General features: G+C 69.4%; 20 protein-coding genes. 12 read left to right on the forward strand and 8 right to left on the reverse strand.

Going from position 1 to position 22,041, the window contains the following annotated elements:
• The first annotated feature begins 222 nt into the window (after positions 1-222).
• A complete protein-coding gene (locus BCR55_RS24445; protein WP_065496267.1) occupies positions 223-936 on the forward strand; it encodes an SDR family NAD(P)-dependent oxidoreductase in 714 nt (237 codons plus the stop codon).
• Between the two features lie 48 nt (positions 937-984).
• On the opposite strand, the gene BCR55_RS24450 is transcribed toward BCR55_RS24445, so the two are convergent.
• Positions 985-1,287, reverse strand: coding sequence for an H-NS family nucleoid-associated regulatory protein (locus BCR55_RS24450; RefSeq protein ID WP_006396664.1), 303 nt, complete (start codon positions 1,285-1,287; stop codon positions 985-987).
• Positions 1,288-1,847: 560 nt separating this feature from the next.
• Here BCR55_RS24450 and BCR55_RS24455 point away from each other — a divergent pair.
• Positions 1,848-2,045, forward strand: a complete 198-nt coding sequence (locus BCR55_RS24455) for an oxidoreductase-like domain-containing protein (RefSeq protein ID WP_006396667.1) — start codon at positions 1,848-1,850, stop codon at positions 2,043-2,045.
• A gap of 25 nt (positions 2,046-2,070) precedes the next feature.
• Here BCR55_RS24455 and BCR55_RS24460 read toward each other — a convergent pair whose 3' ends face one another.
• Complete coding sequence (locus BCR55_RS24460; RefSeq protein ID WP_035487519.1) at positions 2,071-3,531, reverse strand: MFS transporter; 1,461 nt, start codon at positions 3,529-3,531, stop codon at positions 2,071-2,073.
• Positions 3,532-3,656: 125 nt separating this feature from the next.
• Between BCR55_RS24460 and BCR55_RS24465 the strand changes: the two genes are divergently transcribed.
• Positions 3,657-4,532, forward strand: coding sequence for a LysR family transcriptional regulator (locus BCR55_RS24465; RefSeq protein WP_006403084.1), 876 nt, complete (start codon positions 3,657-3,659; stop codon positions 4,530-4,532).
• A 478-nt stretch (positions 4,533-5,010) separates the two neighbouring features.
• On the opposite strand, the gene BCR55_RS24470 is transcribed toward BCR55_RS24465, so the two are convergent.
• Positions 5,011-5,910 carry a LysR family transcriptional regulator gene (locus tag BCR55_RS24470; RefSeq protein WP_006403086.1) on the reverse strand — a complete coding sequence of 300 codons (900 nt, stop codon included), beginning with the start codon at positions 5,908-5,910 and terminating at the stop codon, positions 5,011-5,013.
• A gap of 93 nt (positions 5,911-6,003) precedes the next feature.
• Between BCR55_RS24470 and BCR55_RS24475 the strand changes: the two genes are divergently transcribed.
• Positions 6,004-7,014 (forward strand): NAD-dependent epimerase/dehydratase family protein, encoded by a 1,011-nt coding sequence (locus tag BCR55_RS24475; RefSeq protein ID WP_053298368.1) that lies wholly within the window; start codon positions 6,004-6,006, stop codon positions 7,012-7,014.
• A gap of 46 nt (positions 7,015-7,060) precedes the next feature.
• Here the strand turns inward: BCR55_RS24475 and BCR55_RS24480 are convergent, their stop codons facing one another.
• The 5 genes from BCR55_RS24480 to BCR55_RS24500 all read right to left on the reverse strand — a co-directional run bounded on the left by BCR55_RS24480 (position 7,061) and on the right by BCR55_RS24500 (position 11,991).
• Positions 7,061-7,762 carry a DUF2848 domain-containing protein gene (locus tag BCR55_RS24480; RefSeq protein ID WP_035946307.1) on the reverse strand — a complete coding sequence of 234 codons (702 nt, stop codon included), beginning with the start codon at positions 7,760-7,762 and terminating at the stop codon, positions 7,061-7,063.
• A 46-nt stretch (positions 7,763-7,808) separates the two neighbouring features.
• Entirely contained in the window at positions 7,809-9,128 is a 1,320-nt protein-coding gene (locus tag BCR55_RS24485; RefSeq protein ID WP_065496268.1) for an MFS transporter, read from the reverse strand.
• Between the two features lie 60 nt (positions 9,129-9,188).
• Positions 9,189-9,872 (reverse strand): DUF4286 family protein, encoded by a 684-nt coding sequence (locus BCR55_RS24490; RefSeq protein WP_053298371.1) that lies wholly within the window; start codon positions 9,870-9,872, stop codon positions 9,189-9,191.
• Positions 9,873-9,971: 99 nt separating this feature from the next.
• Positions 9,972-11,057, reverse strand: coding sequence for a LysR family transcriptional regulator (locus BCR55_RS24495; RefSeq protein WP_065496270.1), 1,086 nt, complete (start codon positions 11,055-11,057; stop codon positions 9,972-9,974).
• Between the two features lie 142 nt (positions 11,058-11,199).
• The gene (locus BCR55_RS24500) at positions 11,200-11,991 is read right to left on the reverse strand and encodes an SDR family NAD(P)-dependent oxidoreductase (RefSeq protein ID WP_045593416.1); all 792 of its coding nucleotides are present in this window, start codon (positions 11,989-11,991) and stop codon (positions 11,200-11,202) included.
• Between the two features lie 257 nt (positions 11,992-12,248).
• Here BCR55_RS24500 and BCR55_RS24505 point away from each other — a divergent pair, with 257 nt between their 5' ends.
• From BCR55_RS24505 to BCR55_RS24540, 8 genes are all read left to right on the forward strand, one after another.
• Positions 12,249-13,124, forward strand: coding sequence for a neutral zinc metallopeptidase (locus BCR55_RS24505; protein WP_035947687.1), 876 nt, complete (start codon positions 12,249-12,251; stop codon positions 13,122-13,124).
• 257 nt (positions 13,125-13,381) lie between these two features.
• Positions 13,382-14,116, forward strand: a complete 735-nt coding sequence (locus BCR55_RS24510) for a LuxR family transcriptional regulator (RefSeq protein WP_059938988.1) — start codon at positions 13,382-13,384, stop codon at positions 14,114-14,116.
• A 218-nt stretch (positions 14,117-14,334) separates the two neighbouring features.
• A complete protein-coding gene (locus tag BCR55_RS24515) occupies positions 14,335-15,837 on the forward strand; it encodes an aldehyde dehydrogenase (protein ID WP_059938991.1) in 1,503 nt (500 codons plus the stop codon).
• Positions 15,838-15,879: 42 nt separating this feature from the next.
• Complete coding sequence (locus tag BCR55_RS24520) at positions 15,880-17,220, forward strand: aspartate aminotransferase family protein (RefSeq protein WP_059938994.1); 1,341 nt, start codon at positions 15,880-15,882, stop codon at positions 17,218-17,220.
• 187 nt (positions 17,221-17,407) lie between these two features.
• Positions 17,408-18,907, forward strand: a complete 1,500-nt coding sequence (locus tag BCR55_RS24525) for an APC family permease (protein WP_059938996.1) — start codon at positions 17,408-17,410, stop codon at positions 18,905-18,907.
• On the forward strand, positions 18,904-19,488 hold the full coding sequence (locus BCR55_RS24530; RefSeq protein WP_045593414.1) for a DUF3156 family protein: 585 nt from the start codon (positions 18,904-18,906) through the stop codon (positions 19,486-19,488). Before BCR55_RS24525 ends, BCR55_RS24530 begins: the two co-directional genes overlap by 4 nt.
• A 70-nt stretch (positions 19,489-19,558) precedes the next feature.
• The gene (locus tag BCR55_RS24535) at positions 19,559-20,578 is read left to right on the forward strand and encodes a helix-turn-helix domain-containing protein (protein ID WP_065496276.1); all 1,020 of its coding nucleotides are present in this window, start codon (positions 19,559-19,561) and stop codon (positions 20,576-20,578) included.
• 142 nt (positions 20,579-20,720) lie between these two features.
• Positions 20,721-21,926 (forward strand): porin, encoded by a 1,206-nt coding sequence (locus BCR55_RS24540; protein ID WP_059939002.1) that lies wholly within the window; start codon positions 20,721-20,723, stop codon positions 21,924-21,926.
• The last annotated feature ends 115 nt before the right edge of the window (positions 21,927-22,041 follow it).

The raw sequence follows: 22,041 nt of genomic DNA on the forward strand, positions 1-22,041 counted from the left end.
CGAGTTGGCGGTCGCAGATCGGCACGTCGGCAGATAGACAGCTCGGTAGCTCCGCGGGTTGGCGGTTCGACAGGTCGGTAGTTCGGCACACCGGCCGTGCGCCGTGACGGCGTCGGCCGCCGAGGTCACATCCAGCGTGACCCGTCCGTCGTCCTACGCCGCCCCCCGCGCACCGCATACACGCGCCGCACGCGAACCCGATCAATCACGGAGAGTAATTCGATGGAGCAACATATCAACGGAAAAGTCGTCGCGATCACCGGCGGCTTCGGCCATCTCGGCGTCGCGACGGCGGCATGGCTCGGCGCGCGAGGCGCCCGCGTCGCGCTGATCGGCCGCGGCGCCGCGCCCGACGCGAACGCGCTGCCCGACGTGCCGGCCACCGCGCTGCGGCTCGGCGGCATCGATCTCGTCGATCCGCAGGCCGCCGTGCACGCGCTCGACGCCGTGCATCGCCAGTTCGGCGGGGTCGACGCGCTGCTCAACATCGCCGGCGCATTCGTGTGGCAAACGATCGCGGACGGCGATGTCGACACCTGGGACCGCATGTACGCGCTGAACGTGAAAACGGCGCTGAATGCGTCGAAGGCTGCGCTGCCGTATCTGCTGCAGAGCGCCGCGGGCCGCATCGTCAATATCGGCGCCGGCGCGGCATCGAAGGCCGGCACCGGCATGGGCGCCTATGCGGCCGCGAAGGCGGGCGTCGCCCGGCTCACCGAGGCGCTGGCGGCCGAGCTGCTCGATCGCGGCATCACGGTGAACGCGGTCCTGCCGAGCATCATCGACACGCCGTCGAATCGCGCCGACATGCCCGACGCCGATTTCGCGCGCTGGGTGCAACCGCAGCAGATCGCGGCGACGATCGGATTCCTGCTGTCGCCGGAAGCGCAGGCGATCTCGGGCGCCTCGATTCCGGTCAGCGGGCGCGTCCTGTAACGATTGCGCGCGCGGCGGCACGCCGGTGCGCGCCGCCTGCGCGGCACCTCATTCCTGGATCAGGAAGCGATCGCGATTCTTCACGTCCTTGATCCAGCCGGGCGCACGGCCGCGCCCGGTCCATGTTTCTCCCGTCTTCGGGTTGCGGTACTTCGGTGCGGACGGCGTGGCGGCCTTGCTTCTGCCGGCGCGCTGCCGTCCGAAAATCTGTTCCGACGTAATGCCGTACTCGGCGACCTTTTCGCGGATCTCCGCGATCACGGCTTCCATTTCCGCAATGCGCGCGGCTTCCGCTTCTTTTTGCAATTTTGCAAGCTGCTCCTTCAGGTCCCTGTAATTTTTCGTCGGCATAGAGTCATCTCCATTGTTGTCGGCCGCGTCGATTCGCGGCGCGCAAATTATGCCATCCATTGCGGTCGCCAGAATCGATGAATTCCCGTGTCGGCCGATTGTCAGCATCAATTGCATGCGACGCGAGATGTCTGCATAAACCGTGCAAGGTTTGCGAGCGATCGAAAAACGCCCGTATCTTCTGCAAAAAGGCCGTGAACCGGCGCTGGAGCAAGGAAAATCGTTGCGCACGCATTGCAAGCGCATATCGATTTTTTGTATGGATTACAACGCGCTCAATTGCCTGCAGCGGCTATTCGCCAATGCGGATTTTTAACGTTCGGTGCGCGAAGTATCGAAATAAGCCGGCATAGGCGGCCAATTCGCCGGCGGCGCGGGGCAGCTCGCTTCGGACGAGAATGGTCGCCAATAAATCGGAAGATTTTTCCAGTGCGAAGTCATTGAGGATAGGGGAGCAGCGCGAAGCATGGCAATCGTGCCGACGGCAATCGACGCAGACGGCGCCGCAAGCCGCTCGCCACGCGCTTATACTTGTCTTTTCCCGCCATTCGAGTCGCACCTTGTCAAACGCTGTCTCTCCGGATTCGTCGACCGACGATCCGCGTCCCACGCCGCCGCGCCAGCCCGAACTCGAAGAGTGCTGCAACAGCGGTTGTTCGCCGTGCATCTTCGACCTGTACTACGAGGCGATGGACGAATACCGCGCCGCGCTCGCCGCATGGGAAGCGCGGCACGCGAAACCCGAATCGCATCGTTGACGCATCGGCCGCGCCAGTCGCGCACCTACGCGGCTGCGGCATGCAGCCGTCGGTGGATTGGCCCGAGCGCAGCCGACAGCACGACGCACACGGCGAGGATCGCGCTCAGCGCAAACATCGACGTGCGGAACCCGCGCACGTAGTCGAGCGGGCCCGGCGCCGCGCCGAGCTGTGCGAAGAACATGCCGCCGAGCGTCGCGGCGCCGACGGCCGCACCGATCTGCAGTGCCGCCGTGACCATCCCGGAGGCGACACCCGCGCGCGACGCATCGACTTCGGCGAGCACGATCCGCACGACGGACGGCAGCACGAGGCCCTGTCCGATGCCGATCGCCGCGATGCCCGCATAGAAGCCGATGCCCGGCGCGCCGCTGCCAGCCAGCGCGGCCGCTGCGGCGACGCCTGCCGTCAGCATCGCGAAACCGAGCGTGAGCACGCGATAGCCGCCGAAGCGTCCGACGAGCCGCGGCATCAGCAGCGGGCTCGACAGAAAGCCGATGCCGAGCGGCAGGATCGCCGCGCCGGACGCGAGCGGCGACCAATGCAGGCATCCCTGCAGGTAGATGCCGTAGCTGAGGAAGAACGCGCTCAGCATGTAGAACAGGAACGCTAACGCGAGACCGAGTGCGACGACGGGATGCCGGAACAGCCGCAGGTCGAGCAGCGGATCGCGGCCGGCGGCGAGTTGCCGCGCTTCGACGGCGAGCAGCGCCGCGAGCACCGGTAGCGCGCCGATCGCGCACGCGACCATCCACATGGGCCAGCCGGCGTCGCGCCCGTGCGTGAGCGGGTACACGAGCATCAGCAGGAACAGCGACAGCAGCACGGTGCCCGGCACGTCGATGCGCTGGCCGCGCGGCGGCCGGTTTTCCGGGATGAAACGCCAGCTGCCGAGCAGCGCGAGTACGCCGATCGGCAGATTGACGAGGAAGATCGCGCGCCAGCCGAGCCCGAACGGATGCAGGTCGATCAGCGCGCCGCCGCCGAGCTGGCCGATCACCGCCGCGAGGCCGAACACGAAGCCGTAGAAGCCCATCACGCGCACCTGCTCCTGCGGCGTAAACACGCTGCGGATCGTCGCGAGCACCTGCGGCGCAAGGATCGCCGCGAACAGGCCCTGCAGCACGCGACCGCCGACCAGCACGGCGCCGCTGTCGGCGAGCCCGCACAGCGTCGAGGCGACGACGAAGCCGGCCATGCCGAGCATGAACATGCGCTTGCGGCCGTACAGGTCGCCGAGACGGCCGCCGGTGATCTGCGCGACCGCGTTCGCGCAGGCGTATGCGGACACAACGAGCTGCAGCTCGGCCGGCCGTGCGCCGATGCCGTCGCGGATCGCCGGCAGCGCGAGGTTGACGATGAAGTAGTCGAGCGGCGGCAGGATCGCGCCGACCAGCAGTACCACGAGCGCCCAGCCGTGGCGATTGTGCGGCGTGGCCGCCGGGGCGGCGGCGGGCGCGCAGCGGGCAAGTAGGTTGTCCGTCATTGAAGCGGTCCAGAGAAAAAGGCCGCAAGCGGCCGTCGAGCGGACATTGTGCGCATCGTCGATGAATCGGAAAAGCGGGAAATGGTGGTAGCATCCATCGTGTTATCCGATGGATGGAGGGTTCGATGCGTGGTTTCGATCTGGACCAGCTGCGCACGTTCGCGGCCGTCGCGGACGCCGGCAGCCTGACGGCCGCCGCGCCGCTGCTGCATCTGTCGCAGTCGACGGTCAGCGAGCAGGTGCGCAAGCTCGAGTCGCGGGCAGGCGTGCCGCTGTTCGTGCGCAGCAAGCGCGGCGTCGAGCCGACGCCGGCCGGTGCGCGGCTGCTGCATCACGCGCGGCGTATCGTGGCGCTGAACGAGGCGGCATTCGACGAGTTGCGCGGCCAGGCGATCAAGGGCGAGCTGCGCGTCGCGATTACCGATTACTACCGCACGCACGAAGTCGCGGGCATGCTCGCGCGGCTGCGCGAGTGCTATCCGCAGCTGAGCCTGCACGTGAGCGCGATGAAGAGCGCCGACATCGAGGCCGCGTATGCAAAAGGGCAGATCGATCTCGGTGTTGTGATGCACCTGTCGAGCGGACCGTTTCGGCCCGCGTCGGCCGATACACGCTGGGTGTTGCGGCGCGAGCCGCTGTCGTGGGTGACGTCGCCGGCACTCGCCGAGCAGTTGCCCGAACCGTTGCCGCTCGTACTGCTGCCGGACGACTGCATGATGCATCAGATCGCGGTGCGCTCGCTCGACGAGCAGCGCATCCCGTACGAGCTCGTGCATAGCGCATCCGGCGTCGCGGGGCTGCAGTCGATGCTTGCGGCGGGGCTCGGCGTCGGCTGCCTGTGCGCGTCGGCGATCGGCGACGGGCTGATGCGTCTCGGCGGCGCGAAGTACCGGCTGCCCGCGCTGCCCGACGCGGTGTTCTCGCTGACGCCGCCGATGCAGGGCGAGCGCGAAACGGTCACGCAGGCGCGCGAGGTGCTGTCGCGGCAGCTGCTGGTGTGACGTCGTGGCGCGCGGTGCGTCCGCTGCGCATTCGCGGCCGGCGCGAAAACGCACGAACGGCGAGCGCGCAAAGCGGTAGCGCCGCGGTTGCAGCAGGCACCGGAACGCTGCGGGCGCGGTGCATGCTCGCCGATTCATTGACTGCGCGTTACGCAGTCACGAGCTACGGTCGGATCGTCGAGACGCGGCTACCTCTCGAGCAAGCCGCCTGAGTCGGCGCCGTCATGCTGCCGATCAGTCCGAGCTACGTGCGCGGCTGTCGGCCAACCCAACGGGGCTCGAACCCGCCGCCCGACCGGCAAGACAACGCGACGGCGCGTAGCGTAAGCCACTGATCGATCGGATGGAAACGGCGGAACGTCGGGTTGAGCTTTGACGACTCTTCCGAAGAATCCGTACCGCCGCGCCGCGCCGCGCCGCGCCGCCGCGCCGCGTTCGCCGGCGCGCAAGCTCGCCGAACGCACGGCGAACACACCACCTACTCGCCCGTCCCTTCGGCATACGCGCGCAGCCCGTTCGCGAGCGCGTCGAACACCGCCCGGCAGCGCGGGCTCGCGCGCAAATCTTCATGCATGACGACCCACGTTTCGAGCTTCACCGCCGGGCCGTCCGGCAGCACGCGCACGAGCCGCGCGTCGCGTTGCGCGAGCCGGCTCTGGCAGAAGCCGATTCCGTAGCCGGCCCGGATCATCGCGAGCTGCGCGAGATTGCTGTCGGTGCGCAGCGCGAACGCTTCGCGCGTCCACGACGGCAGCCCGCGGCCGGCCGAGCGGACGAACGGCGTGACCGTATCGAACCCGATCAGCGCGTGATGTGCGAGTGCGTCGAGCGTCGACGGCGCGCCGTAGCGCGCCAGGTAGTCGTCGCGCGCGTACAGCGCGACTTCGAGTTCGCCGATGCGCCGTGCCACCAGCGCGTCCTGCGACGGCGATGCCATCCGCACCGCGATGTCGGCTTCGCGGTTCAGCACGTCCTGGATGCGGTCGGTCGGGACAAGCTCGATCACGAGCCCCGGATGCTCGCGCCGCAACTGTGCGAGCATCGGCGGCAGCACCTCGACCGCGATCACGTCGCTCGCGGAGATCCGTACCGTACCGCGCACGCCCGCACCATGGCTCGCCGCCGCGCGCTCGAATGCGGCGGCCGCGCTGCGCAGCGCCTCCGCATGACCGCGCAGCGCAAGCGCCGCGTCGGTCGGCAGTAGCCCGGAAGGCGAGCGCGTGAACAGCGTTTGGCCGAACGCGGCTTCGAGCGCCGCGATATGGCGGCCGGCGGTCGGTTGCGTGATGCCGAGCGCACGCGCGGCAGCGGATAGCGAGCCTTCCGTCAACACGGCAAGGAAGGTGCGATAGCGTTCCCAGTTCAGATCGGCGGTCATGCATAAATGTATAGCCGATGGACGATGTTGAGCAATTCCTTGCTATCCCGGCGCGGGCCAGAATGCAAGCCGTCACGATCGAGGAGAACGGCAATGGCGGCAAATGCAGGTACGGCATGCGGACAGGCACTCGTGCTCGGCGCGAGCGGAGGAATCGGCGGCGAGGTCGCGCGGCAGTTGCGCGACGCCGGCTGGCAGGTGCGCGCGCTCAAGCGCGGCCTCGAGTCGGAGGCGGTGGAGCGCGACGGTATCGCCTGGATCCGCGGCGACGCGCTCGATCGCGACGCGGTGGTACGCGCCGCGCGCGGCTGCAGCGTGATCGTCCATGCGGTGAATCCGCCCGGTTACCGGAACTGGGCGGAACAGGTGCTGCCGATGATCGACAACACGATCGCGGCGGCGACGGCGGCGCGCGCGACGGTCGTATTGCCGGGCACGATCTACAACTTCGGGCCCGACGCGTTTCCGCTGTTGCGCGAGGACGCGCCGCAGCGGCCCGTCACGCGCAAGGGCGCGATCCGCGTCGAGCTGGAGCGGCGGCTGGCGGCCGCGAGCGCGCGCGGCGTGCGGACGATCGTCGTGCGGGCCGCCGATTTCTTCGGCGCGCATGCGGGCAACAACTGGTTCGGCCAGGCGCTCGTGAAGGCCGGGCGGCCGGTGACGGCGATTCGCGTGCCGAACCGCCCCGGTGTCGGCCATCAATGGTCGTACGTACCGGACGTGGCGCGTGCGATGGTGGAGCTGATCGAACGACGCGACACGCTGGAGCCGTTCGCGCGTTTTCATCTCGGCGGCCATTGGGACGCCGACGGCACGCAGCTCGCGCAGGCCGTGCGCCGCGTTGCGCAGCGGCACGGGATGCGGCCGGCGGTGCGGCGCTTCCCGTGGTGGCTCGTGTGGGCGGGCGCGCCGTTCGTCACGATGCTGCGCGAAATGCTCGAGATGCGCTATCTGTGGCGCGAACCGCTGCGAATGGACAACGCGCGGATCAAGGCGGTGCTGGGACGCGAGCCGTTGACGCCGCTCGACACGGCGGTGGAAGCGGCGCTGACCGAGCTAGGTTGTCTGCACACGCACGACGCGCGACAACCGCGGAACGCGTAGCGCAAGCCGGCGTCGGACCAACCAGCTTCACGGCCGCCGGCCGCCGTCACGCGACGACCGGCAGCACGTCGACCGCATAGCGGTGCCGCAGGCTGCGCCCGAGCACCGGATCGTGCAGCTCCATCTCGAACGCGTCGCCGTCGCTCATCGCGGCGATCGCGCCATGCACCGCGACCGTGCCGCCGAACATCGCGCAGCGCGCGGGCATCGTGCCGCGATCGTCGAAACGCTGCCAGAGCGTGTCCGGCGCGAGCAGTCCGCTCGTCGCGCCGTGTTGGTACGCGATACGCTCGCCGTCACGCGAAACGAGCCAGGCGCGCATCTCGATGGCATCCCAGTGCGCGGCGACGTCCGCGTAGCGCCACGCGTCGCGGCCGAGCGGCTTCGCGCAGACCTGCTTCGACACGGCCACGCCGTAGGCTTCGACTTCGCGATCGGTGTGATCGGAGCCGACGGTGACGAGCGTGCCGGCCGCGCTGTCGATCAGCACGCATTCGATTTCGCCGCCCGAGCGCGTGCCGAGCACGCCGATCGACGCGGCCTGCGTGAGGAGCGCCGGCGCGACGCGATAGAAGCACGGCGTCGCGGACGGCGGCGCGACGCCGAGCGCCGCGAGTTCGTCGATATGCGCGCGAATCGCGCGTGCGTCGCGGCCGGCCCAGCCGGCGATCACGACGCGTTCGATCTCGACGTCGACGGCGGCCGGCGGCTGGTGTACGGGAATCACGTTGAACGACAAGACTTGCATGGCCAGGTATCCGGATGAAACGCGAGAGAACGGCACGCGGCCGCGGTCAATCGGCGAGCGGCCGGTGCGCGGTTTCGCGCGCGACGACGAGCGCGACGGCCGTCACCGCGAGCGCGGCCGACACATACAGCGATACGGCGGTCGTCGTGCCGGTCTGCCGGAACAGCGCGGCGATCACGAGCGGCGCAAAGCCGCCGCCGACGATGCCGGCCAGCGTGTACGCGAGCGACGAGCCCGCATAGCGCACGCGCGTCGGAAACTGTTCGGTGACGAACGCGCCTTGCGGCCCGTACATCACCGCATGGATCACGAGGCCGATCGCGACGGCCGCGACGATCGCGACCGGCCGCGCCGAATCGAGCAGCGCGAAGAACGCGAACGCCCATACGATCCCGGCGAACGCGCCGGCCAGATAGACGGGGCGGCGGCCGAAGCGGTCCGACAGCGCGCCGAAGCACGGCACCGCGATCGCGTTGAACGCGGTACCGATCATCACTGCGGTCAGCGCGAGCGGCCGCGACAGATGCAGCACGGCGGTCACGTAGGTCAGCGTGAACACGACGATCAGCGCGTACAGCACGTCGGAGCCGATCCGCGCGCCGCCGGCGACGAGCAGCCGGCGCCAGTGACACTTCAGCACCTCGGCGACCGGCACGTCGGCTGTCGCGTGCGACTCGGCGAGCTGCTCGAACTGCGGCGTTTCGTCGACGCCGCGCCGCACCCAGAAACCGAACGCGACGAGCAGCGCGCTGGCCGCGAACGGCAGCCGCCAGCCCCATGCGAGAAAGCCGTCCGGCGTCGTCGACAGCGTGACGAGCGCGATGCAGCCGGTGCCGAGCAGCGTGCCGAAGGACGGCCCGACCTGGGTCCACGACGCCGACAGCCCGCGCCGCCTCTGATCGCCGTGCTCGACCGACAGCAGTACGGCGCCGGCCCATTCGCCGCCGAGCGCGACACCCTGCACGAAGCGCAGCGCGACGAGCAGGATCGGGCTCAGGATGCCGGCCGTCGCATAGGTCGGCAGCGCGCCCATCAGCGCGGTCGTCACGCCCATCAGCACGAGCGTGAGCATCAGCACCGCGCGGCGGCCGATCCGGTCGCCGAGGTTGCCGAACACGAAGCCGCCGAGCGGACGCGACACGTAGCCGACGGCGTAGGTCGAGAACGCGAGGATCGTGCCGGCGAGCGGATCGACGGACGGAAAGAACAGCCGATTGAAGACGAGCGCGGCGAGCGTGTTGTAGATCGTGAAGTCGTACCACTCGAGCGACGTGCCGATCATGCTCGCGGTCGCGAGTCGGCTGTTGCGCGCGCGGTGCGGTGCGTGGACGGCGGGTTGGGCGAGCGTGCTCATGGTGTCGGGCATGTCGTGACGAACTCGGGGCGGGCGTACGGGAACCGGCGACGTGCGCCGGCACTTCGGTGCTCAGGCGGGCAGTGCGGCGGCCGCTTGCGGTGCAGGCTCGCCGCGCGCGGCAGGCAAGGGTGCAGCCGCGCGCCACAGCAGCTCGAACGTGCGCACCTCGTCGTGGCCGGCGAGCGCCGCCGCGACGCGGCGCGCAGCCGCTGCGTCGCTGCCTTCGATCAGCACGAGCGCATCGGCGGCCGGCCGTGCGGCGGCATCCGCGCCGATCGGTGCCGACAGTTCAGGCGTCGTGCGGAACAGCCGCGCGGCATGCACGCCCGGCTCGCGCAGGGCGGCATCGAAGCGCGCGCTCAGTTGCGCCACGTCGATGCGCTCGGGCGGCAGTACGAACAGCGCGAGATGCGCGCCTTCGCCGTCGCCGGCCTCGATGGTCAGCTCGCCGACGCGTCGTTGCGTGCCCGTCATCCGTTCGAAGTTGGCGAGCGACCACGCGGTCTGCTGCGCGAACGCGCGGCGATATGCGTCGCCGCGGAACACGTCGAGCGTGTCGGTCACATAGAGCGCGAGGTATTTGCGCGGGCCGCGATCGGTCGCGCGAAAGCGCCGCGCATGCGTGAAGCCCGGAATCGCGACGCGTTCCTGCATGTGCTCGCGGTCGTACCACGCATTGAAGTCCGCTTCATGTGCGGGATCGATGTCCGTCCAGACGCAGAGCTGGCCGTGTGGAAGGGAAGGGCGGGTCATCGCGGAGATCCTCGTGACGGATGAGTCGGAACCCGCAGTGTCCCGAACGCGCGCCGGGCGCGTCCAACAAGAAAACAAATTCGCGGTGAACAGGTTTTCTTATGAGCGGCGCGGCCGGCGTTTCGCGGCGGCCGGCGCGCCGATCGTCGACGGTTCGGCCGCGCGTTGGGCGCGGCCAGCATCCTTTACCGCTTTGGCGCCTTTGGCCGCCTTGGCGTCTTTCCCGGTTTTCGCGCGCACGTCGGGCGCCTGCGCGCGACCTGCAGCGCCGCGTCGCATCGACGTGCCGGCGGTCGTATCGATCGGCATCGACGGCGTCGCGCGCGCGACCTCGCTCGCGAGTTCGGCGATGCGCGCGGCGAGCGGCAGCCCTTGCGTCCGATACGTCGCGACGAGCGGCAGCGTCGGAAACGCCGGTTCGACGTCGAGCAGTTCGAGCGCGCCTTCCTGCAGTTCGCGTCCGATGATCGCGGGCGGCAACGCGGCGACGCCGAAGCCGTCCGCGACGAGCCGGATCATCGCGGCGACCGACGTGATGCAGTTGATGCTCGCCGGTCGTTCGACGGCCGCGAACAGCCGCTCGATCGTCGCGTGCGGCCCCGAATGGCGCGAGAAGCTGATCACCGGAAATTCGGCGAGCTGCGCGACGTCGAGCCGTTCGCCGCCAAGCCCGAGGCGCGGGCTCGCGACCCAGCGCACCGGAAACTCGCAGAGCGGCAGGTTCGTGAAGTCGGGGCCGGGCACCGTGTCCGTCTGCAGGATCAGGTCGACGCCGTCGGTGCTGAGCAGCCGCGTCAGGTGCAGCGTCGTGTCGCTCGTGATTTCGACGTCGAGCCGCGGATAGTGCTCGCGCGCCCGCGCGATCAGCGCCGGGAACCAGCTGTGCACGATCGACTCGATCACGCCGATGCGGATCGGGCCCACGTCGCTCGCGGACGGGATCTCGCGCCGCATCTCGTGGTCGAGCCGCACGATCCGCTCGGCGTACGCCAGCATGCGGCGGCCCGCAGGCGTGAGCGTGGCCGAGCGCGTGTTGCGGTCGAACAGGCGCACGTCGAACGCTTCTTCGAGCGACGCGATGCGGCTCGACACGGCCGCCTGCGTGGTATGCAGCTTTTCGGCGGTCAGGCGGAAATTTTCGAGCTTCGCGAGCCAGACGAAGGTTTCAAGAAACCGGATGTTCATCGAGTGCCGGACGGGGAGCGGGGCCGCGCGGAGGCGGCGGAATCCGGCCGATGTTAATCGATTTGCGCCGCGTGCAGCACGCGTGGGCCGCCCGTGCGCCGCCCGTGCGGCGCCCTTCGTGCCGTGCACGGCGCGCGTCGCGTCACCGCGCGTCGAACGCGAGCGTCGGCACGTCGACGACGCTCGCGCCGCCGTCCGCGACCAGCGTCGCGCCCGTCACGAACGACGCGTCCGGCGACGCCAGAAATGCACAGACCGCCGCGATCTCGTCGGGATCCGCCGCGCGCCGCAACGGCACGTCGGCGCTTACGCGCGCGTAAGCGCGCTCGAGTGTGTCGCCGTGCGCGTCCATCAGCGGCTGCATTTCCGCGTCGGCCATCGGCGTGCGGACCCAGCCCGGGCATACCGCGTTCGCGCGCACGCCGTGCGGCCCGTAGTCGCGCGCGAGCGAGCGCGCGAGGCCGAGCAGCGCATGCTTGCCGACCGTATAGCCGCATACGCCGGGGCCGGCCGCGAGCGCCGCGATCGACGCCACCAGCACGATGCTGCCGCGTTGCGCGATCAGGTCCGGCAGGCATGCGCGTGCACTGACGAATGCGGTGTCGAGGTTCGCATGCATCGCGTCGCGCCACTGCGCGTCGCCGGTTTCGTCCGCGCGGCCGAGGCCGTGCCCGCCCGCGCACGCGATCAACGCGTCGATGCGGCCGAAGCGCGCGGCGATCGCGGGCACGAAGCGTGCCCAGTCGGCCGTGCCGGCCGCGTCGCCCGCGAGCGCGAGGCCGCCCGTTTCGGCGGCCAGCGCCTCGAGCGGCGCCGGCCGCCGGCCGATCAGCACGACGCGGTCGCCGCCGCGCGCGAAACGGCGTGCGCAGGCGGCGCCGATGCCGGTGCCGGCGCCGGTAATGACGATCGTACGGGGGCGTGCAGCGCGCATGTCGTTCTCCGGAAAAGGGTCGTGTCCGCGCACTGTAGGCGCGGCGCGCGCGCACCGGTATCGGCCGAAAGGATGAACGCGCGCGGGGCGGCCGGCCGGCGCGGGCGCCGTGCGTTTTGCAAAGGCTGACGTTGTCCGCGGCCGAATCGCTCTATCCTCGAATTTTTTGAGACAGTCGACGAAAGCCCGGCAAAATAGCGCGGACGGGCCGCGCATCGGTGCGACGGCCGGATCGACAAGAACGGGAGGGGCCGGCAATGAGGCTGGACGACGAAAGAGAGAGCATGAACGTCGAGGATCGCCGTGGTGCGGGCGGCTTCGGTGGAGGACGTGGCGCGACGATCGGCATCGGCACGATCGTGGTCGCGCTGGCCGCGTCGTATTTCTTCGGGATCGACCCGCGCGTCGTGCTCGAGGGCGCGTCGATGCTGCAGGGTCAGCAGACGCAGCAGGCGCCGGCGCAGCGCCAGGGTGCGCCGGCCACCGACCCCGGCGCCGTCTTCACGCGCAAGGTGCTGGGCAACATCGAGCGGACCTGGACGACGATCTTCTCGACGCAGCTGCACGCGCAGTACGCGCCGCCGAAGCTCGTGATGTTCACGAATACGACACCGACCGCATGCGGGACCGGTCAGACCGCAATGGGGCCGTTCTATTGCCCGGGCGACCAAAAGGTCTATATCGATCTCGGCTTCTACGACGAACTGCGCAAGCGGTTCGGCGCCGGCGGCGATTTCGCGCAGGCGTACGTGATCGCGCACGAGGTCGGCCATCACGTGCAGAACCTGCTCGGCATTTCCGAGAAGGTCGACGCCGCGCGCCGGCGCGCGAGCGAGGCGCGCTCGAATGCGCTGTCGGTGCGCATGGAGCTGCAGGCCGACTGTTTCGCGGGCGTCTGGGCGAACAACGCGCAGCGCGCAAACCAGCGGCTGATCGAGCCCGGCGACTTCGAGCAGGGGCTGAAGACGGCGGCCGCGATCGGCGACGATCGGCTCCAGCAGCAGGGGCAGGGTTATGTGGTGCCGGAAAGCTTCACGCACGGCACGAGCGAGCAGCGCATGTACTGGTTGCGGCGCGGGATGGAGTCGGGCGAGCTGAGCGCCTGCGACACGTTCGCCGCGAACGCGCACTGACGGACTGAGACGTACGGCCTTGCCGCCCGCCACGCCGCCGCCCGCCGTGCGGCGGGCAACGGGCAACGGGCAACGGGCAACGGGCAACCGGGCGGCGGGTGGCCGTTGGCTACTGACTAGTGACTAGTGGTGGGCGACGGGAAGCGGGCCGGCACGCGGCACGCAGCCGAATTGCCGATTTGGGCTCACCGCCGCGCGACGCCGCCATTAGGCTCGATCGGATTCCGTCACGTTCGCCGGCCGCGCCGGGCCCGACCATGCCGCTTCCCTATCCTTCCGCCGACGCGGACGTCGTCGACTGGCAGCGCGCGCTGCGCGCGTGCGTCGACGCCTTCGACGCGTTCGCGAGCCCGTCGGCGACCGTCTTCTACCGGCTCGACGCGAGCGGCGAACCGGCCGATTTCGAGCTGTTCGGGATGCCGGAGTCGATGCACCGCACCTATGTCGCGCGCTACCGGATGCTCGATCCGCTGCATCCGTCGCGCTGCGCGGCCGACGCGCGCACGGTCGTCACGCTCGCATCGCAGTTGCCCGACGAATGCCGCGACGCGTCCGCGTACTGGACGCGCTTTCTGCGGCGGCACGGCGTCGCCGACGTCGTCGAAATATGGCTGCGCGACGACGGCCGAACAGTCGGCGCGTTCTCGCTGCTGCGCTTCGAAACGCGTGGGGCGGCGCGAGGCGGCGACGGCGCAAGCGCGCGCTTCGCGCCCGGCGAAATCGATGCGCTCGCGCGCCTGCAGCCGCTCGCCGAAGCGGCGCTGAGCCCGTTGCTGCGGACGCGGCGCGGGATTCACCGGATCGAGTGCGACGCGCGCCTGACCTATCGCGAGGAGCAGATCGCGCGGCTCGTGCGCGATGGTCGCTCGAACAAGGAGATCGCGCGCGATCTCGCGCTCGGCCAGCCGACGATCAAGACCCACCTGATGCGCATGTATCGCAAGCTCGGCGTGTCGAACCGCACCGAACTCGTCGGCGCGCTGTTTCTGTAAGGGCCGCGCGCCGCCTTTCGCCGATGTGCGTCGGCACCTCGCGACGCACATCGGCGCACCTTTCCGCCGGCCGTGCCGCGCGCCGTGCAGGTTCGCTTTCCTTCCTTCCACGCGCTGCCAATTTGCGCTAACTGCCGTCCGACGCGCTCGATACAGTGGTGCGACACCCGCGTGCCGCGGTGCACGCGGTTCCCGCCACGACATTCTTCGAGACGCCCATGAGCACCACGAATTTCGTCGCCGTCACCGACACCGTGCGCACTTTCGTCGCGCGCGACTTCGGCCTCTTCATCGACGGCGCAATGCAGCGCGCGCATGCGGCCGCGCGGCTCGACGTGTACGACCCGGCCACCGGCGAGCGGCTCGCGACCGTCGCCGATGCCGACGAGCACGACGTCGACCGTGCGGTCGCGAGCGCGAAGCGCGCGTTCGATGCGCGCGTATGGCGCGGGCTGCGCCCGGCCGATCGCGAGCGGATCCTGCTGAAGCTCGCCGACCTCATCGAACGCGATGCCGAAACGCTCGCGCAGCTCGAAACGCTGAACCAGGGCAAGTCGATCCACGTGTCGCGCGCGGTCGAGGTCGGCGCGAGCGTCGAATACGTGCGCTACATGGCCGGCTGGGCGACCAAGATCACGGGGCAGACGCTCGACGTGTCGATTCCGTTTCCGCCCGGCGCGCGCTATACGGCGTACACGCGCAAGGAGCCGGTCGGCGTGGTCGCCGCGATCGTGCCGTGGAATTTCCCGCTGATGATCGCGACATGGAAGCTGATTCCCGCGCTCGCGGCCGGCTGCACGGTCGTGCTGAAGCCGTCGCCCGAGACGCCGCTCACCGCGCTGCGCCTTGCCGAACTCGCGCTCGAGGCCGGCGTGCCGCCCGGCGTGTTCAACGTCGTCACCGGCGGCCGCACGTGCGGCGCCGCGCTCGCGCGCCATCCGTCGATCGCGAAGATTTCCTTCACCGGCTCGACCGAGACCGGCAAGCTGGTCGGCGCGGCGGCCGTGCAGAACATGACGCGCTTCTCGCTCGAACTGGGCGGCAAGAATCCGATCGTGATGCTCGACGACGTCGACGTCGGACAGGCGCTCGACGGCGTCGCGGCCGGCGCGTTCTTCAACCAGGGGCAGGTCTGCGCGGCCGCGTCGCGCATCTACGTGCATCGCAGCAAATTCGCGCAGCTCGCCAACGGACTCGCGGAGCACGCGCGCGCAATGACGCTCGGGGCGGGGCTCGACACGACTGCGCAGATCAACCCGCTCGTGTCGGCGCAGCACCGCGACAAGGTCGTCCGGCACATCGAGCAGGCGCGCCGCGACGGCGTCACGTTCCTCGCGGGCGGCACGCGCGTCGACGAACTGCCGGGCTATTACGTGAGGCCGGCCGTGATCGCCGATCCGCGTGCGGACAGCGCGATCGTGCGCGACGAGGTCTTCGGCCCGGTGATCGTCGTGCTGCCGTTCGACGATGCAGCCGACGCGGTGCGGCTCGCGAACGCGTCGCCGTACGGGCTCGCGGCGAGCATCTGGAGCAACGATCTGACGCGCGTGATGAATCTCGTGCCGCAGATCGAGGCCGGCACCGTCTGGGTGAATTGCCATATCCCGCTCGATCCGTCGATGCCGTTCGGCGGCTACAAGCAATCGGGCATCGGCCGCGAATTCGGCCAGTACGCGATCGAAGGCTTCACCGAAACCAAATCCGTGTGCATCGCGCACTGATCGCGCGATGCCGGCACCCAACCATCCGAACTGGAGACTGCAATGAGCTACAACGAAGCGAAATTCTGGCACCCGATGCTGCATCCGAACGAAATGAAGCGGCGCAAGCCGATCCGCATCGTACGCGGCGACGGCTGCTATGTGTTCGACGAGCACGGCAAAGCGCTCGTCGACGGCGTCGCGGGCCTGTGGAACGTGAACGTCGGGCACAACCGCCGCGAAGTGAAGGACGCGATCGTGCGCCAGCTCGACGAGCTCGAATACTTCCAGCTCTTTGACGGGATCACGCATCCGCGCGCGGAGGAGCTGTCGAAGCGGCTGATCGACCTGCTCGAGCCCGAAGGCATGCGCCGCGTGCTGTACAGCTCGGGCGGCTCCGACTCGGTCGAGACCGCCCTGAAGATCGCGCGCCAGTACTGGAAGGTGCGCGGCCAGGCCGATCGCACGAAGTTCATTTCGCTGAAGCAGGGGTATCACGGCACGCACTTCGGCGGCGCGTCGGTGAACGGCAATACGGTGTTTCGCCGCAACTACGAGCCGAATCTGCCGGGGTGCTTCCACGTCGAGACGCCGTGGCTGTACCGCAACCCGTTCACGCAGGATCCGGAAGAACTCGGCCGCATCTGCGCGGCGTTGCTGGAACGCGAGATCCAGTTCCAGAGCCCCGATACGGTCGCCGCGTTCATCGCGGAACCGATCCAGGGCGCGGGCGGTGTGATCGTGCCGCCGGCGAACTACTGGCCGCTCGTGCGCGAGGTCTGCGACCGTTACGGCGTGCTGCTGATCGCCGACGAAGTCGTCACGGGCTTCGGCCGCAGCGGCAGCCTGTTCGGCAGCCGCGGCTGGGGCGTGCGTCCGGACATCATGTGTCTCGCGAAGGGCATTTCGTCAGGCTACGTGCCGCTCGGCGCGACGGCCGTGAACGCGCGGATCGAGGACGCGTTCGCGCAGAACGCCGACTTCGGCGGCGCGATCATGCACGGCTACACGTACGCGGGCCATCCGGTGGCCTGCGCGGCAGCGCTCGCGAGCCTCGACATCGTCGTGAACGAAGACCTGCCGGCGAACGCCGCGAAACAGGGCGCCTATCTGCTCGAAGCGCTGCAGCCGTTCGTGCAGCGCTTCGCGGCGGTCGGCGAGGTGCGCGGCAAGGGGCTGATGCTCGCGCTCGATCTGGTTGCGGACAAGACGACGCGCGAGCCGATCGACCCGCTGTCGGGCTATGCGAACGCGGTGGCCGAAGTCGCGCGCGAGCACGGCGTGCTGGTGCGGCCGGTCGGCACGAAGATCATCCTGTCGCCGCCGCTCGTGATCGAGCGGCCCGAACTCGACCGGATCGTCGACGCGCTCGCCGCGGGCTTCGAGGCCGTACCGGTCGCATGACGGCGCCGGCACGGGCGTCGCGGATTGCGCAGGCGCCGCGGCCCGTGCCCGCCCACCGGTTTGCCGATTTGCGCTATCCCGCCGCATTTTTGCCTGCGTATTTTTTCGACATCGGATGAAGGTCGGATCGACGGCACGCCGCGCGCCTCCAAGCGCGGCGGCCGCTCAATGAACGAAGGAGACGAAGATGTCGGGATGGTCTGGCATGACGGACGCGGCGGCCGGCGCGTCGACGGGCGCAGCGGCGCAAACCGGCGGCGCCGCGCTGAAGGCGGGGGCGGTCGGATTTCCGACCGCGCTGGCAAGTGCGGTCGGGCTCATCATGGCGAGCCCGGTGATCCTCACCGCGACCTCGGGTTTCGGGATGGGCGGCTGGGCATTCGCGGTCGCGATGATCATCGCGTTCGTGATGATGCAGGCGCAGGCGACCACGTTTTCGGAGGCTGCCGCGATGCTGCCGACGGCCGGCTCGGTTTACGATTACCTGTCGTGCGGGCTCGGCCGCTTCTGCGCGATCACCGGCACGATTTCCGCGTATTTCCTCGTACACGTGTTCGCGGGCACTGCGGAGACGATCCTCAGCGGCATCATGGCGCTCGTCAATTTCGAATCGCTGAATGCCGCGCTCGAGAAGCACAACAGCTCGTGGCTCGTCGGCGTCGGCCTCGTGATCACGTTCGCGATCACGAACATCATCGGCATCAAGGTGTTCAGCAAGCTCGAGATCGTGCTGACGGCCGGCATGTGGCTGTCGTTGATGATCTTCGGGATTCTCGGGCTCGCGGCGGCGCCGGCCGTGCATCTAGACGGCTGGTTCGGCGGCTCGACCGTCGGCACGTCGGTGCCGGCCGTGCTGTCGCTGGTCGGGATGGCGATGTTCATGTTCGTCGGCTGCGAGTTCGTCACGCCGCTCGCGCCGGAGATGAAGGCGCCGGGCCGCACGATTCCGCGCGCGATGGCGCTCGGGCTCGTCGGCGTCGCGCTCTGCATGTTCCTGTACGGCGCGGCGATCCGCCGTCAGGTGCCGAACGTGCCGGTTAGCGCGGACGGCCTCACGCATCTGCTCGACACGCCGGGCGCGATTCCCGCGTTCGCGCTGCAGGTGCTCGGCCCGTTCGGCCGCATCTGGTTCGGTATCGCGTTTCTCTGCGCGGGCGCGGCGACGATCAATACGCTGATGGCCGGCCTGCCGCGGATTCTGTACGGCATGGCGATCGACGGTGCGCTGCCGCGCTGCTTCGCGTATCTGCATCCGCGCTTCAGGACGCCCGTGGTCGGAATCGTGGCCGCCGCCGCGGTGCCGATCGTTCATGCATGGCTCATCAACGGCAACCTCGACAGCATCCTGCATCTCGTGCTCGCCGCGACCTGCGCATGGGGCACCGCCTATCTGCTCGTGACGGCGTCGGTCGTGATGCTGCGCATCCGGCGCCCGGACTTGCCGCGTCCGTACCGTTCGCCGTGGTTTCCGCTGCCGCAGATCGTGTCGAGCGTCGGCATCGTGCTCGCGATCTGGTACATCACACCGCCGGGGATGAACGCGCGCGACGTCTACGTGCCGTTCGGCGCAATGCTCGGGTTGACGGCGCTGTATGCGCTGTTCTGGACCGTCGTCGTGCAGCGCCGGCATCCGTTCCGGCCCGTTCCGGTCGAGGACGTGCTGCGCAACGAACACGTCGCGCAATGAACGCCGTATTCGCCCGGCGCCGCGCGGGACACGACGCGCTGCCGGCCGGCCATCGGCCTGGCGCGGTGGCCGCGCGCGTGCGCGCGGATCTGCAGGCCGTGCACGACGCGCGCGACGAACCGGGCGCCGCGCGGCTGCCGAACGGTGTGTGCGTGACGCTGACCGAAAGAATCGAGCGCCAGTTCCTGATGCATACGGTGAGCGTGACGATCGCGACGGCCGCATGCGGACCGGCCGCGTGCGGTCGCGCGCAGGTGCAGCAGACGGGCTGGGTGCGCCGCACCGGCATCCGTATCGTCGCGGCGTCGGGCAGCGATCCGCGCTTCTGCCGCGCGCTCGCCGCGCTGGCCGCCGATGCAGCGCTCGCCGGCGCGCTGCGCCGGCTGCATCTGAGCACGTGCACGATCGACGCGCACGACGGGCGCTGGACGCTCGCGATCGTGCCGTTCGGCGGCAGCGAGGTCGTGAACCGGATGCCGTCGTTTCGCCGCTATGTGCGCCTGATCGACGAGCAGGCGGCCGCGCTGCACGCTGCATGCGCCGCGTTCGAAGGTGCGCTGCACGGGATTTTGCACGGGTAAGCTGTGGCGTGGCGCGCCGCCCGCAGTCCGGCGGCCGCGAGCAGGGATCAGGGTTTTACCGGAGGCGCCGATGTTGTTCCAGTCACGTTCGCACGAAGACGTGCACGACCACGGGCTCGCGATCGCGGGCTGGCACCAGGTCTACCGCCAGATGACGCCGGGCCGGTTCCGCGGCACCGTCACGCAGGTGCTGTACGACGATTTCCACTTCTTTCGCGAAACGACGAACCGGCGGGTCGCGCAGACGGGCCTCGCGCCGGCCGGCCGCACGTCGCTCGCGGTGCCGCTGTCGGTGCCGCTCGCCGGCACGTTCCAGCGCCAGCCGGTCGACGGCTATGCGCTGCTCGCGCTGCGCGCGGGCGAGGATTTCGAATTCCATACGCCGGAGGGCATGGGGCTCGTCGGCATCAGCGCGGCGTCGGACATGATCGACGAGCTGTGCGAGGTGGAATTTGGCGCGGCCGGCGTAGGCGCGGCCGGCGTAGGCGCTGCCGGCGTAGGTGCGGCCGGCCCCCGCGGTGCCCGCTCTTGCGCAACCGCCACCGGCGCCCGCAGGCTGCGGCACGTGACGCGCCTGTCCGACGAACAGGGCGTCGCGCTCGGTGCGCGGCTGTCGTCGCTGATCGACGAGGCGCAGCGCAACCCCGGCTGCCTCGAATACGCGGCCACGCGCAAGATGTTCCGCGACGCGATGCTCGGCGTGTTTCTCGACGCGCTCGACCAGGGCATCGGCGTCGAGCGGCGCGACATCACGCACGCGACCTACAGCGACATCGTCAGCCGCTGCGAGAAGTATCTGCGCGATCGGCCCGAAGAACCCGTGACCGTGCTCGAGCTGTGCCGCGCGCTGCGCTGCAGCCGTCGGACGCTGCAGACGAGCTTCCAGCGCGTCGCCGACGTCACGCCGGTCGCGTATCTGCGCACGATCCGGCTGAATGCGGTGCGACGCCTGCTGCGCACGACGTCGGCGCAGCAACTCGGCGTCGGCGAAGCGGCCGCGAGCTGGGGCTTTACGCATCTCGGCTATTTCGCGCGCGAATATCGCGACCTGTTCGGCGAGCTGCCGTCGCAGACGCAGCGCCCCGAATGATGCGCGCCGCGCGTCGTCCGTCGCGCACGCGACGGTTTGCCGATTTGCGATAGAGGTCGCGAATTTTCGCTGGATAGAGTCCCGTCACATCGACAACGCAATCGATCCGGAGTCCGGATCGACGCCATCAGAGGGACGGGACATGAAGATCGGACGACTCGCCGCGGCCGTTGCCGCGCTCGGCTGCGCGCATGCGCACGCGCAGACCTCGGGCAGCGTGACGCTGTACGGCACCGTGGATACCGGCATTCTCTATTCGACGAACCAGCAGTTCACGCGCGCCGACGGCAGCACGGGCGGCGGTCATGCGTGGCAGATGGGCGGCGGCAATCTCGTGCCGTCGCGCTTCGGGTTGCAGGGCGCCGAGCCGCTCGGCGGCGGCCTCGACGCGGTATTCACGCTCGAACAGCAGTTCCTGTCCGCGAACGGGCAGGCGCTGCAGGGCGGCACCGCCTTCAGCCGCCAGGCATGGGCCGGGCTGCGGCAGGACGGGATCGGCACGCTCGGGCTCGGCCGCCAGTACGACTCGTATACCGACATGCTCGGCGCGTACGTGTCGAGCAACAACTGGGCGACGCCGTACGGGTCGCATCTCGGCGACGTCGACAACCTGAACGCCGCCTTCAACTTCAACAACGCGGTGAAGTTCACGAGCGCCGATTTTCGCGGGCTGACGTTCGGCGGTACGTTCAGCTTCGGCGGGCAGGCCGGCGATTTCGCCGCGAAGCGCGGCTATGCGCTCGCCGCGACGTACAGCCGCGCGCCCGTCGCGCTGTCGGTCGGCTATCTGAACCTGCGGCAGCCGCTCGATGCGGCGCTCGGCGGCGCGAACGGCTATATCGGCGATTTCGCATGCAGCAACCCGGGCGCGATGTTGTGCCTGCTGCAGGACGCCCGTTCGATGCGCGCGTTCGGCGCGGGCGGTTCGTTGACGCTCGGCGCGGCGACGATCGCGCTGACCTATACGCATACGCGGCTCGACGACAGCCGGTATCTGACGACGGCCGCGCAGCCGCGGCCGCATGCGTTCACGTTCGACATCGGCGAGCTGAACGTCACGTATCTGTTCACGCCGGCGCTGCAGGGCGGCATCGCGTACCTCTTCAATGCCGCGCATACCGACACGCGCGGCACGACGCGCTTCCATCAGCTCAACGTCGGCGCGAACTACAGCCTGTCGGAGCGGACCGCGCTGTATGCAGTCGCGATCGGCCAGCTCGCGAGCGGCACCGGCCTCGGCACCGACGCGAACGGGCAGCCGGCGAACAACGCGCAGATTCCGGTACTCGCGAACAGCAATTCGAACCGGCAGCTGGCAGTCGTGGGCGGGATCCGGGTGAATTTCTGAATCGCCGACGCGCGGTCGCCCATGCAACGCGCGTCGTTCCGGCCCCCTGCGAAGTGCGCGCAAACGCGCGAAAATGGCGGTTTTGCGTATTCAAGCGCTTCACAGGGGAGAAGTC

The sequence above is a fragment of the Burkholderia sp. CCA53 genome (genome assembly GCF_001685525.1).
Classification (GTDB): Bacteria; Pseudomonadota; Gammaproteobacteria; order Burkholderiales; family Burkholderiaceae; genus Burkholderia; species Burkholderia multivorans.